This window comes from Photobacterium sp. BZF1, from assembly GCF_014349205.1.
Taxonomy (GTDB): Bacteria; Pseudomonadota; Gammaproteobacteria; order Enterobacterales; family Vibrionaceae; genus Photobacterium.
This window is the reverse complement of record NZ_JACSOF010000184.1, coordinates 1-10,981: the sequence shown is the minus strand read 5'-3', so window position 1 is coordinate 10,981 and position 10,981 is coordinate 1. Positions and strand designations below refer to the sequence as shown.

9 protein-coding genes and 2 tRNA genes are annotated in these 10,981 nt (G+C 46.8%); 6 read left to right on the top strand and 5 right to left on the bottom strand.

What is annotated here, in order from left to right; genetic code table 11:
* The first annotated feature begins 24 nt into the window (after nucleotides 1-24).
* A tRNA-Cys gene (locus tag BIZ37_RS26915) sits at nucleotides 25-98 on the top strand.
* Nucleotides 99-183: 85 nt separating this feature from the next.
* A tRNA-Cys gene (locus BIZ37_RS26910) sits at nucleotides 184-257 on the top strand.
* Between the two features lie 89 nt (nucleotides 258-346).
* On the opposite strand, the gene BIZ37_RS26905 is transcribed toward BIZ37_RS26910, so the two are convergent.
* The gene (locus BIZ37_RS26905) at nucleotides 347-1,069 is read right to left on the bottom strand and encodes a cytochrome-c peroxidase (RefSeq protein WP_187464146.1); all 723 of its coding nucleotides are present in this window, start codon (nucleotides 1,067-1,069) and stop codon (nucleotides 347-349) included.
* Complete coding sequence (locus BIZ37_RS26900; protein WP_222939848.1) at nucleotides 978-1,433, bottom strand: cytochrome-c peroxidase; 456 nt, start codon at nucleotides 1,431-1,433, stop codon at nucleotides 978-980. Before BIZ37_RS26900 ends, BIZ37_RS26905 begins: the two co-directional genes overlap by 92 nt.
* Before the next feature lie 200 nt (nucleotides 1,434-1,633).
* Here BIZ37_RS26900 and BIZ37_RS26895 point away from each other — a divergent pair, with 200 nt between their 5' ends.
* Nucleotides 1,634-2,671 carry a GGDEF domain-containing protein gene (locus BIZ37_RS26895; RefSeq protein WP_187464145.1) on the top strand — a complete coding sequence of 346 codons (1,038 nt, stop codon included), beginning with the start codon at nucleotides 1,634-1,636 and terminating at the stop codon, nucleotides 2,669-2,671.
* A gap of 17 nt (nucleotides 2,672-2,688) precedes the next feature.
* On the opposite strand, the gene BIZ37_RS26890 is transcribed toward BIZ37_RS26895, so the two are convergent.
* Both BIZ37_RS26890 and BIZ37_RS26880 read right to left on the bottom strand, forming a co-directional pair.
* Nucleotides 2,689-3,294 carry a LysE family transporter gene (locus BIZ37_RS26890; RefSeq protein ID WP_187464144.1) on the bottom strand — a complete coding sequence of 202 codons (606 nt, stop codon included), beginning with the start codon at nucleotides 3,292-3,294 and terminating at the stop codon, nucleotides 2,689-2,691.
* 478 nt (nucleotides 3,295-3,772) lie between these two features.
* Entirely contained in the window at nucleotides 3,773-6,016 is a 2,244-nt protein-coding gene (locus tag BIZ37_RS26880; protein WP_187464143.1) for an acetyl-CoA hydrolase/transferase C-terminal domain-containing protein, read from the bottom strand.
* 329 nt (nucleotides 6,017-6,345) lie between these two features.
* Between BIZ37_RS26880 and BIZ37_RS26875 the strand changes: the two genes are divergently transcribed.
* On the top strand, nucleotides 6,346-6,711 hold the full coding sequence (locus BIZ37_RS26875; protein ID WP_187464142.1) for a hypothetical protein: 366 nt from the start codon (nucleotides 6,346-6,348) through the stop codon (nucleotides 6,709-6,711).
* Between the two features lie 133 nt (nucleotides 6,712-6,844).
* Nucleotides 6,845-8,521 (top strand): wax ester/triacylglycerol synthase family O-acyltransferase, encoded by a 1,677-nt coding sequence (locus BIZ37_RS26870; protein WP_107300414.1) that lies wholly within the window; start codon nucleotides 6,845-6,847, stop codon nucleotides 8,519-8,521.
* A gap of 153 nt (nucleotides 8,522-8,674) precedes the next feature.
* Here the strand turns inward: BIZ37_RS26870 and BIZ37_RS26865 are convergent, their stop codons facing one another.
* Nucleotides 8,675-8,941, bottom strand: coding sequence for an acyl-CoA-binding protein (locus tag BIZ37_RS26865; protein ID WP_187464141.1), 267 nt, complete (start codon nucleotides 8,939-8,941; stop codon nucleotides 8,675-8,677).
* 361 nt (nucleotides 8,942-9,302) lie between these two features.
* Here BIZ37_RS26865 and BIZ37_RS26860 point away from each other — a divergent pair, with 361 nt between their 5' ends.
* Nucleotides 9,303-10,940, top strand: a complete 1,638-nt coding sequence (locus BIZ37_RS26860; RefSeq protein ID WP_187464140.1) for a GMC family oxidoreductase — start codon at nucleotides 9,303-9,305, stop codon at nucleotides 10,938-10,940.
* Nucleotides 10,941-10,981: the final 41 nt, after the last annotated feature.

The window sequence follows — 10,981 nt, the reverse complement described above, 5'->3', positions numbered from 1 at the left end:
AAGATAGGTGCGTTTGGACAATTTGGCGCGTTGGCAGAGTGGCTATGCAGCGGATTGCAAATCCGTGGACCTCGGTTCGACTCCGGGACGCGCCTCCATTATTTCGGTTCTCGTGCTTTTGGGCGGCAGCAACCAAACAAACGGCCTAATAGTAATAGCTAAATAGGTGTGTTTGGACAACTTGGCGCGTTGGCAGAGTGGCTATGCAGCGGATTGCAAATCCGTGGACCTCGGTTCGACTCCGGGACGCGCCTCCATCATTGAAGGCCTAGCGGTAACGCTAGGCCTTTTTTGTTGTGCGCCTGTTTTGTTTGATAAATAGCCGTCGCACCTTGAATTGCAGCGGTTAAATTTCACCACCCACCTTGAGCCCGCTCGGTACTCGGGTTGGAATTTCTTGATAGAAATTATCAGAATCCAGACTGCGCAAGAAAGCAGCGAGATCGCCGACGTCATCATCTTCCATCGTCACTTGTAGATCGCCTCTGTCCTCATATAAACCAATGGCATTGTTTAGCGTTGAAGAGTCACCCAAATGCATGTAAGGGGCCGTTTTGGAAATATTTCTTAAGCTTGGCGTTCGCACGGCTTCAAAATTAGTGACAATCTGATCTTCTCTTAATACGTTGTCAGCCAGCAGTGGGCCTGAGTGGCAACGGGCACAACCGCCATTGATGAATTTGTTCAAGCCGGTAATTTCCTGGCTGGTGAGAGCGGCGTCATTACCCGCAATGAACTCATCAAAACGGCTATTTGGGGAAAATATTTCTCGCTGGAAAGCGGCTAGCGCCTTGGCGATATGCTCTTGGCTAATATTGTCAGCCGAAATAATTTCGGCAGGGAAGGCATGGTTAAACATGTCTACATACTCAGGAATACCACTCAGCCTATTTACGATTTCTGGTAAAATTTGCTGCTCTGTAAAACGCTCCCCGCGCATCTCTATTTGATTTCTTATTGGCTCTAAAGCTTGTTGTTCAAGTGAGTCTGCACGCAAATCCCAAAAATAGCCATTGGCTATGAAACCCTCGGTACTCTCCCCCGGCATTAAGGCCTGTGAAGGCGACATTCATAATCGTCGGGGCATGTTTGGGTGTTGCTTTTGTGCCCGTGCGATCTGGACCCAACCCCTTGCCATCAACGCCGATAGATAATGAACGACCATCTGCCCAACCAAAATTAGGGTGGTGGCAACTGGCACAGGCAATTTTTTGATCACCCGATAGAATGGGATCCCAAAACAGTGCTTCACCTAATTCAAACTTTTGTTGGTTAAATGGGTTGTCTGCCGGGTGAATTGCTTCTGTGGGGAGGGCCGAAAAGAAGTCGGTGTAAGGTTGGCTTGGGGTAGAACCAGAGGCGCCATCCCCATCTTCACAGGCAGTTAGCAGGGCGGCGGTGAATAGTGGAAAGAGTGTTTGTATTCGCATCATAGTGGCTCACTTATTATTGTTATCCCGAGATTTCCACGGTAAACCGAGCAATGTGAAAGAAATGTCATTTAACGGGCGTTAGTTCTGTATAAGTTAGTAAACCACAAGCGCTAGGTTATTAGTCATGCCTGTTGCTATCAAAGTTTGAATACGTTAAATTATCCACCATACGGTACGGCGTACTGTTTTTGGTGAGGTCAATGTACTATTCAGTTTTTGATGAAGAAAAAAAGCTCAAATCGCGAGTGCTTAGTTGCTTGTTCATTGTTGTTGGCGGGCTCGCCCTAATTTTGTCGGGTGTCAACTGGTTCATCCACGAAAACGACTTGTTTTCCTTGGCGCTGGCTGGGTTTTCCGCCTGTTCGCTTGGCCTGCTGTTCCGTCAACTTGACTCACAATTGAGTTGGGAGACAACTAAAAAAGATGACTATTGTTTTGATCAACGTATCGTTGAGGTTTACATCTTTTATTTGAGTGGCTTGGTTGTGTGGGGATGTATTATCAGCCGGATCGACAGTGGATTGTTGTTTTGGACATTACTGCTTTCTTCTATCTACTACTTCCTTCTGGGTCTCAGGCAAGGCGCAAAGTGGAGTGGGGTACTGTTATTAGCAATTTCATCGCTCATGTATTGGAAGCTACAGTTTGGGCAGTTTAACCCAAATATGATAGTTAACTATGTTGCCAGCTTTGTCAGTATCTGGGCGATTTCGCATTACTATGAAAAGCACCGGCAAATATCAACCAATGGCTTAAAGCGCCTAGCCCTTAGGGATCCTCTTACTTCGACATTGAACCGGCTAGCTCTAGAGCAGGATTTCGCAAGGTACATACAAGGTGATGACTCCGTACACCTTATTGCTTTTGATATTGACTATTTTAAAAAAGTGAATGATACCTATGGCCACCTTGCTGGGGATTCAGTGCTAAAGCAAGTTGCTAGCCGGCTCCAAACAATAGCTGGTGATTCCACTGTCTATCGCCTAGGCGGTGAGGAATTCTGTGTACTAGTGACCAATCATAGCCCACAGGAAGTTGCATCAATGGCAGAAACGATCCGCAAAGATATTGCTGATGTACCGTTTGAGGTTGATGGCTTGGAAATTGCGCTTTCGACCAGTGCCGGCATTGCTAAGTCCCAGCAAACTCGTAGCTTAGACACATTGTCTCGTGAAGCGGATGAGCTGCTTTACCAAGCCAAGCTTGCTGGCCGAAACCGGGTTTACATGGCGCGCTGATCTTTATGTGGCTGTAACTATCCAGCCAGCTCAATAAAATTATTCACGCCAAACAGACATATCAGCAATCCGCCAAGTAGCTGCAAATAGAACGGGAAGGTGATGCTGTCATCATCTTTTAGGGCAAAGCCGGATATGGCAAGCAGGCACTGCACGATGAGGCTACCAACAAACACGGCCCCGGCAAGCTGCATCGCGAACAGTAAATCTACTTGCTCGGTGGAATGGCCGATAAATGCTGATAAGGCAATGATGGCTATCGGGTTGGCAAGGGTGAGGTAAAAGGCGGATCGAAATCCGAGCTTCTTGGATGGGCGGTGAACCCTGGCAAGGAGCTTGGTGTTTTTCATGGCATTGAACATCATATAAAAGCCCATGAAAATGAGTACCCAGGAAGAAAGCAGGATGATTTGGTAGTGGTACTGGTCGAGTTTACTGATGAGTAAACTACCGGTTACGAAGCTCACTAATGCATAGCAATAGTCAGCCAGTGCCGCGCCCGCAGCACTACGAACTGCCGCCATATAGCCGTGATGCATCCCATTATTGAGTACCAAAATGGCAATTGGCCCGACAGTTAATGACAAGATAATGCCGAATAGAATAGCTTTCATCACTTCCATACATACCCCCCACTGATTTCCCACCGTATCTGCTTTGGTTATATGTATTTCGGTGGTTTTATTTTAATCATAGTCAGGAATGGAAATGATGTGCTAGAAGAAACAATAAGAATTTTAGCAGTTTATAACTGATGAGACAGTCATGGTGAGGTAGTACACGAGGGGGCTTGCGTATGAATAACCCTTTGGGGATAGAGCTGTCGACACTCCCAGAGGCCGGTAGGGCAGCCTCTGGGAGGGGATTCGTTTGTTATTTCTCTGCTTCTTCCTTACGCTTTATCGGCTGGTCGCCAATTGTCGTCTTCCCTGGGCATATCTTCTTGACCGGACACTTTGGGCATCCCCAAACTGCGGCATATGGACACAGTGCCATTTCCTTGCTTTTCTTCGACATTGAACACCTCTTTTCTCTCAACGATTGCTTTTTATATAAGAAAGCCGGGCCACATAAGTGGCCCAGCCTATATTTACGCAACGATCACTTTACAAGTTCAGCGATCACCAGCTTGCGTGTGATTTTTTCTTGCAGGTTTTCAGGTTTATCAAGGCCAACGCGTTTAAGCAGAATATCAATATCATGGCCAGGCTTTGGTGCTGACAATGATTGCGCGATAGCTTTCAGCTTACCTTTAGGTGTTGCGCACTTTGATTTCAATGCTTTCAGCGCCTTACCTAGTTTTAGTTCTTGGTCGGTAAAGCTACAACCGAATGGGAAAGGACCGAAAATATCCTGATCGGTGTATTTCTTATAGAAAGCCTGAATCGCTTCTGGCGTGTTGTTGGCGAACTCTTTCGGGATCTGGTAGTCCTTGGCGACTTTTCCTGCTGCTTTGGCTTCTTCTAGCAATTGCTGCTGGAAGCGTGAATCGGCAATCTTGATTAGCTCTGTGTATACCACATGGTCCGGTTTGCTGCGTAGGTTGGCAATACCGTATTCAGTAACCACGATGTCACGCAACTGGCGAGGAATAGTGTTGTGGCCATAGTTGAACAGGATGTTCGAGCGCAACTTACCGTTACGGAAAGAGCAACTACGGATCTTGATAATAGAACGTGATTCGCGCATCTGACCGGACTGGGCAACAAAGTTGTACTGACCGCCCACACCACTGACGACCTGACCGTTTTCAAGCGCATCTGATACCACTGAGCCATCAAGGGTAACCATCATCCCTGAGTTCATAAAGCGGGCATGCTGGCGCTGAGCTTGCTTGAGCTGTTGGCTGCCAAGGAAGTGATCGTATAGGTCATTGACGTAATTCACGCTGGTCATGCAGAACTTGTCGTGATCTTCCTGGGTGAAATTGTTCAGCTCTTGGTAGAAGTCTTTCGGGCCGATGAAGAAAGCACCATGCATCACAGTACCGCCTTTAAGGCGTTGGCCTAGGGCATATTTTGCAATCCACTCAAGGGCATCTTTGTCTCGAATATTGGCTTTGCTGGTGCCGTCTGCTGTCTTTAGTTTGCCATCAACAAACTCAACGTTATCGTTGAAAATACCAAAACGCTTGAGGTACTTAACGTCGGCAGCGGTTAGCTCGGGAGAAATGGCCTCACGCTCAAGCAGTGCCAAAAAGGTCATTACCGAGACGTCATGGGTAATCAATTCATCGTTTAGCAGGCGCTGGATAGTCAGGTCTTCAAATACTTCTCGCTTCAGGATACCGGCGCGGTAAAGGTGCACAAAGCCATCCACCATTAGCTCACTACAGCCGTAAAGGCCTTTTTCGAAGGTGCCGGTATCACCCACTTCTTTACAGACTGGGAATTTTTCGTAGATGTTCAGCTCAGACAACATTTTATTGTAAATGCGGTTCTGCTGGTGGCGAACAAGGGCACTGTAGGATAGGGCGCTACTCAGGGAACCAATGCCTACCTGAAGGGTACCGCCATCTTTGAGCAAGGCACTGGCATAGAGGCCGATCATATGGTCTTCAGCAGAGATGCTGGCATGCGGGGCAGCAAACAGTTGGTAATCTTGGTGATCAGGTAGGCTGTTACCATCTAGGATGAAATCGAACTCAGAGCTTGGTAGTTCAGCGTGGTTTTGCATGAAAGGCATGTTGCTGTTTACTTCGCCGATAATAGTGATATTTCGGCCTTGTGCTTTCTGCTTCTCGATCTCGATAGCGAAATCTAGCGCGAGATCTGAGTTACTGCTCAAGCTGTAAGTTGTTACATCGTCTACGGTGCGGGTAGCGACCAATTGGCCAATGACATTGACGCCTTTATCCAGCAAATCACGAACAGCATGGGTGTAGTTAGTAGACGTATAGTTTTGCTGCTGAGGTGAATTCATAAAGCTACCGGCTTTAAAGAAGAATTCACTGATAGTGATGTTGCTAGGGACTTTGCCAGCTCGGAGATCCATGATGTAGTCAATATCAGGAACACCATCGAATTCACGGGCAACAAAGGGTTCTAGGAAACCACGTTCAATCTTGCTTTTACCTACCGGTTTTTCCAAGGTGATCCCAGTTTCGATCCTCAGGTTGATGCTTGGATCTTTCTTCGCGCGTTGGTATAGCGCATTGACAAAGCTAACTGGCTTGCCGATGGCGAGTGGTGCACCAAGGACAATGTTCTTACCGACAGTCGCAATGATTTGATCAACCAGATCATCTGCTTTAGCGATAACTTTTGCGGGAGCTTTCGTTGTGGTGTCAGACGCTTCAAGGGATGGGTTTGGATATGATGAATCTACGATTTCTAAAACTGACATAGTGCATTCCTTGTTCGATATTATTCATATATGTTCTTATAGTTGTTATCCCCTCATTGTTGCGCCTGAACTTAGAGCGTTCACTCTATTTTTGGACAAAAAAGCCCCAAAATTTGTCCTTGTGTGCGGTTTTGGGACTTCAATCACGTGTATGCGCAATCGGCATTGTTAATGTGTACGCATACCATGAAACCAGTGATTCTTACCTGCAGGGCGTTGTGTGAGCTGCTTACCAATTCCTTGGTTGAATTAGAAAGATTGATCTAATTCTAATTGGTAGGGTTTAAGCATCGAAAAAGATATTTCTCTGATTTATTGAGGATAAAGTGATGATTACCCCTAAAAAAATTATTGGAACTGTAAAATCAGCCACCCAGATGGGTGAGTCTTCTGTCCGTACTGTGGTTTGGGCTGGCCTTGGTGCATACAGCAAAGGTACCGAGCAAGTTGGCATGGCACAGCACATGGTCAGTAAGCAAATTCAAGACTTGGTTTCCAAAGGCAGCGAAGTGGAAACTGAAATGGTTGAGCGTATCAAAGATACCAAGCGTGGTCTGTTCGGTCAGGCTGAGTCGCAATTCAACCATGCTTTCAACGCGACTTGCGGTATCGACCGCGATCGTTTGAGCAACTTCGAAGATAAAGTAGACCGTCTTCAAGAGATGGTTGAAAAGCTGGCTGAAAAGTCGAAGTAACGGATTTTATATAAAAGCGACAATGGCAAAGGGACAGACCTTGATTGGGTGGCATTAGCGCCTACTAGTTATCAAGTCCGGAGTTAATGCTCACCCGTCAGACCATGCCACACCGCAAGAAAGGATTAGATTTATGCCGAGTTTGTCTCTGCTGGATTTCAGCTTCATTGCCTTTGAAACGGCAAAAACCCCAATGCATGTTACGGGTTTGGTCATTCTTGACCCGCCAGAAGATCATGCTGGGACCTATGCCCAAGAACTTTACGCCAATTTCCTGCAGCAGCCGGAAACGGTGCCACCGTTCAACTGGAAGCTAAACTGGTCACTGACTGGCCGCCCGAGTTGGTCTACGGTAAACCACGTTAACTTGGAAGACCACCTGCGTATCACCATGCTGCCATCACCGGGTAACGAACAGCAGTTGCAGCAAGTTGTCGGTCGTTTGCACAGCCAAGTGCTGGATCGTAGCCGTCCGATGTGGGAAGTGTGGGTGATTGGCGGGCTTGAAAACAACCGCGTTGCCTTGGTATTGAAAATCCACCACTCAATGGCAGATGGTGTTCGTGCCGGTAAGATCTTTACCCAAAGCTGTGCGACATCGATTGAGGAGTCTTTCAACAAGCCGATCTGGCAATGCGATTTGCGAAAAACATCACGCCAGCGCCGTGAGGAATCTCACCTGACCGATATGGTGATGAAAACAGCAGTGGCAGCCACTAAGCAGATCTCTCTGATCCCATCAATGTTCAGGTTAGGCAGTAAATTGGCACTAAAAGCCGTCAATATTGCTGATTGTGATCTGAAGGTGCCATTTACTGCCCCGAAGACACCATTTAACCTGAGCCCTAAACGCAGCCGAGCGGTTAGTTTGGGCCACTTTTCTATCAAGCAGCTCAAACACATCAGCCGTATCACTGGCGCGTCGATGAACGATATTCTGTTCACGATCAGTGATATTGCGTTGAACCGTTACCTCAATGACCGGGCAATCCCAATCCGTAAGCCATTGGTTGCCATGATGCCTATCAACCTGCGAGCGAAAGGGGATGAGGGTAAGTCTGGCAACAAGATGTCGATTGGCCATGTTGAGCTAGGTAAACAAGGGTTGTCTCCACTTGAGCGCCTTGAGTCTATCCAGCACGCGACGACGGATCTGAAAAACGAAGCCCTGAATATCTCACCTGATGCTTACATCAACTACTCGCTGTTGGTTAATGGTGTTTCATTGTTCAGCGGTAAATTTGGCTTGAATAACTACATTCCGCCAGCCAGTAACCTACTTATTTCTAACGTGCCTGGTTCCAAAGAAGAGCTTTACTTCATGGGTGCCAAGGTCCGCGAGCAGTATCCGGTATCATTGCTGATGCCAGGTCAGACTCTGAACATTACTTTCTTCAGTAATGCCGATACCATGTACTTCTCGCTGGTGGCTTGTAACCAATCGCTACCGGGCTTCGAAGTGATCACTGACTACATGTGTGATGCCTTTGCTGAGATTGAGCAAGAAGTCATGGAAACTGCAGCACAGGCTGTGGCTGAGCAACTGGGCTACCAGCACGATGAGTCACTGGCTGTTGAGCTAGCTGTAGAAGCGGCACAAGAGTCGTTGACCCCTGAAGATGATGAGTTTGAAAGGCTTTATCAGGAAAAGCAGCGCAAAGTTGAAGAGCTGGAAAAGCAGTTGGCAAAATTGACTGAAATGCTATCAGCGACTGTCGATATTGATCCGGAAACACCGGCAACCAACCAAGATGACATCAGCCCTGCACCGCGAAAAGTGAGGGTAAGAAAGGCCAAGAGTGCTAGCTAGTTAGTTCGCCTGCTTTAAACACCTAAGAAAACCAGAACCGCGAAAGTGGTTCTGGTTTTTTATCACATGTACTTTATCGAATCGGGATGTGGAGATGTAAAAAAAGGCCGCATAGCGACCTTTCATGAAAGTTGGGAGCGAGTTGGGTGTGGCTTATGCGTAAGCGGCTGTCAGTTCGCCGACTTTGTCGACATACTGTTGCATTGCTGTATCTGCATCCATACCTTTTAGTTTTTCCCAAGCGTCGTATTTTGCACCGCCTTTGAAGTCAAACATGCCAGGGCGCTTGCCTTTCACGTCACCATCGGTTGCTTGCTTGAATAGCGAGTAAAGTGCTAGTAGCTCGTCGTTAGATGGGCGTTTAGTCAATGCTTTTACGTCAACTTGAGCTTGTTCAAAACTCGCTTTTAGATCTGCCATGATGTGTTCCTTTACTTGTTCCTAGCCAGCACAAAAAAGTGTGCCGAGATAATTGACGAAAACTCTAACCGTCCAGTAAATAGGTTAGAGGAAACCGTTAGGTTTAATGAAATCAGAAAATGCTGTATTCCTTTAGCCCATACATATTTGCACTGGTCTGAGGTCATGTCTCCTATTAAATGCAAAAAGTTTAATATGGATCACTATTTAATTTTCTGTGATGAAATAATTCATAATCTGTGTGGTATTTGTCCCATCAGAATTAAACTACACTATGATTAAATGAAACAAAAAATAGATGATAAAGACTGGAATTATTAATTGGCTGGCTGAACAAGGATTATTCTATTGAGGGAAAGCTATGTATGACTTCATTATTGTAGGGGCGGGTTCGGCAGGATGCGTGCTTGCAAATAGACTATCATCTGATCCTTCTTTAAAAGTCTGCCTCATTGAGGCCGGCCCAAAAGACAGTAGCCCGGTTGTCCATGTGCCTTTGGGTATTATCGGCATGATGCATTCTAAGAAAATGAACTGGCGTTACTACACCGACAAGGAACCTAACCTGCAAAGCCGCCAATTGTTTTGGCCGCGAGGCAAGACACTTGGTGGAAGTTCTTCATCCAATGCCATGTGCTATATCCGCGGCCATGCCAGCGACTATGATGAGTGGGCCGCGCTGGGCAACGAAGGCTGGAGCTTTGATGATGTCCTGCCTTATTTTAGGAAGTCAGAAGCCCAAGAACGCGGTGGTGATGACTACCATGGTGCTGATGGGCCATTGCATGTCTCTGATTTACGGATAAATAACCCATTGTCAGATGCCTTCCTCAAGGCGGCAGAGCAAGCGGGGCATAACATCACCAAGGACTTCAATGGCAAGGAGCAAGAAGGGGTCGGTTATTATCAAGTAACCCAAAAAAATGGCCAGCGCTGCAGTTCGGCTGTTGCGTACCTTCGCCCAGCAGAGCAACGTCCAAACTTGACGGTGATTACCGACGCGACGACGACTAAGGTACTGATTAAAGAGGGTAAGGCAACAGGTGTCGAGTATATCAAAGCCGGTCAACTGCATCAGGTAATGGCTAATAAAGAGGTCATATTAAGTGGTGGGGCGATTAATAGTCCACAGTTGCTTATGTTATCTGGCATCGGGGATAGGCAAGAGCTTGAAGCGCAGGGAATCGGGGTGAAACATCACCTTCCTGGCGTTGGCAAGAACCTCCAAGATCACTTGGATGTGCTGGTAGTCACCCGGGAGCGTACCTTCCACTCTGTCGGCTTTTCACCAGTTGCCCTTACCCGGGCAATCAAAGGTATATTTGATTACTTATTGTTTAGGAAGGGTAATTTCACGACCAATATCGCTGAGGCTGGGGGGTTTGCCAAGACGTCACCTGAGCTTGATAAACCTGATGTCCAGTTCCATTTCTCACCTTGTTACCTAGATAACCATGGCTTGAATTTATTGCAAACGGTGAAGCACGGCTATTCTCTACATGCTTGTAATTTAAGGCCAAAAAGCCGGGGTAGTTTGGGGTTGGTCAGTGCTGATCCACTAGAGCCACCACGTATAACCGCGAACTACCTGAGTCATCCCGAAGATATGGAGGTAATGCTCAAAGCCATCAAGTTATCACGGAAGATATTAAAGCAGGCTGGCTTTGATCACTACCGTGGTAAAGAGGTCTTTCCGGGTAAGGAAGTACAAACTGATGCGCAATTAGAGGAGTTTATCAGGCGTAAGGCGGAGTCGATTTATCACCCTGTTGGCACCTGTAAGATGGGTCACGATGAGCAAGCGGTGGTTGATGAAAGACTGTGCGTGCATGGGGTGAAAGGGTTGCGTGTTGTGGATGCGTCGATTATGCCAACCTTAGTCGGCGGCAATACAAATGCACCCACAATTATGATTGGTGAGAAAGCTTCAGACATGATATTGGATGATATATCCATTAATGAGGTGAATATTTCCAAGCTAAAAGATTGTGTGGCGTAAATAGCTTTACCTTAATCATCAAGGCACGATAAGAATATTTT

What these genes read in the sequence shown, in the direction of transcription:
- BIZ37_RS26905 (WP_187464146.1), bottom strand. Translation starts at nt 1,069, where the DNA reads ATGTCGCCTTCACAGGCCTTAATGCCGGGGGAGAGTACCGAGGGTTTC.
- BIZ37_RS26900 (WP_222939848.1), bottom strand. Translation starts at nt 1,433, where the DNA reads ATGATGCGAATACAAACACTCTTTCCACTATTCACCGCCGCCCTGCTA.
- BIZ37_RS26895 (WP_187464145.1), top strand. Translation starts at nt 1,634, where the DNA reads ATGTACTATTCAGTTTTTGATGAAGAAAAAAAGCTCAAATCGCGAGTG.
- BIZ37_RS26890 (WP_187464144.1), bottom strand. Translation starts at nt 3,294, where the DNA reads ATGGAAGTGATGAAAGCTATTCTATTCGGCATTATCTTGTCATTAACT.
- BIZ37_RS26880 (WP_187464143.1), bottom strand. Translation starts at nt 6,016, where the DNA reads ATGTCAGTTTTAGAAATCGTAGATTCATCATATCCAAACCCATCCCTT.
- BIZ37_RS26875 (WP_187464142.1), top strand. Translation starts at nt 6,346, where the DNA reads ATGATTACCCCTAAAAAAATTATTGGAACTGTAAAATCAGCCACCCAG.
- BIZ37_RS26870 (WP_107300414.1), top strand. Translation starts at nt 6,845, where the DNA reads ATGCCGAGTTTGTCTCTGCTGGATTTCAGCTTCATTGCCTTTGAAACG.
- BIZ37_RS26865 (WP_187464141.1), bottom strand. Translation starts at nt 8,941, where the DNA reads ATGGCAGATCTAAAAGCGAGTTTTGAACAAGCTCAAGTTGACGTAAAA.
- BIZ37_RS26860 (WP_187464140.1), top strand. Translation starts at nt 9,303, where the DNA reads ATGTATGACTTCATTATTGTAGGGGCGGGTTCGGCAGGATGCGTGCTT.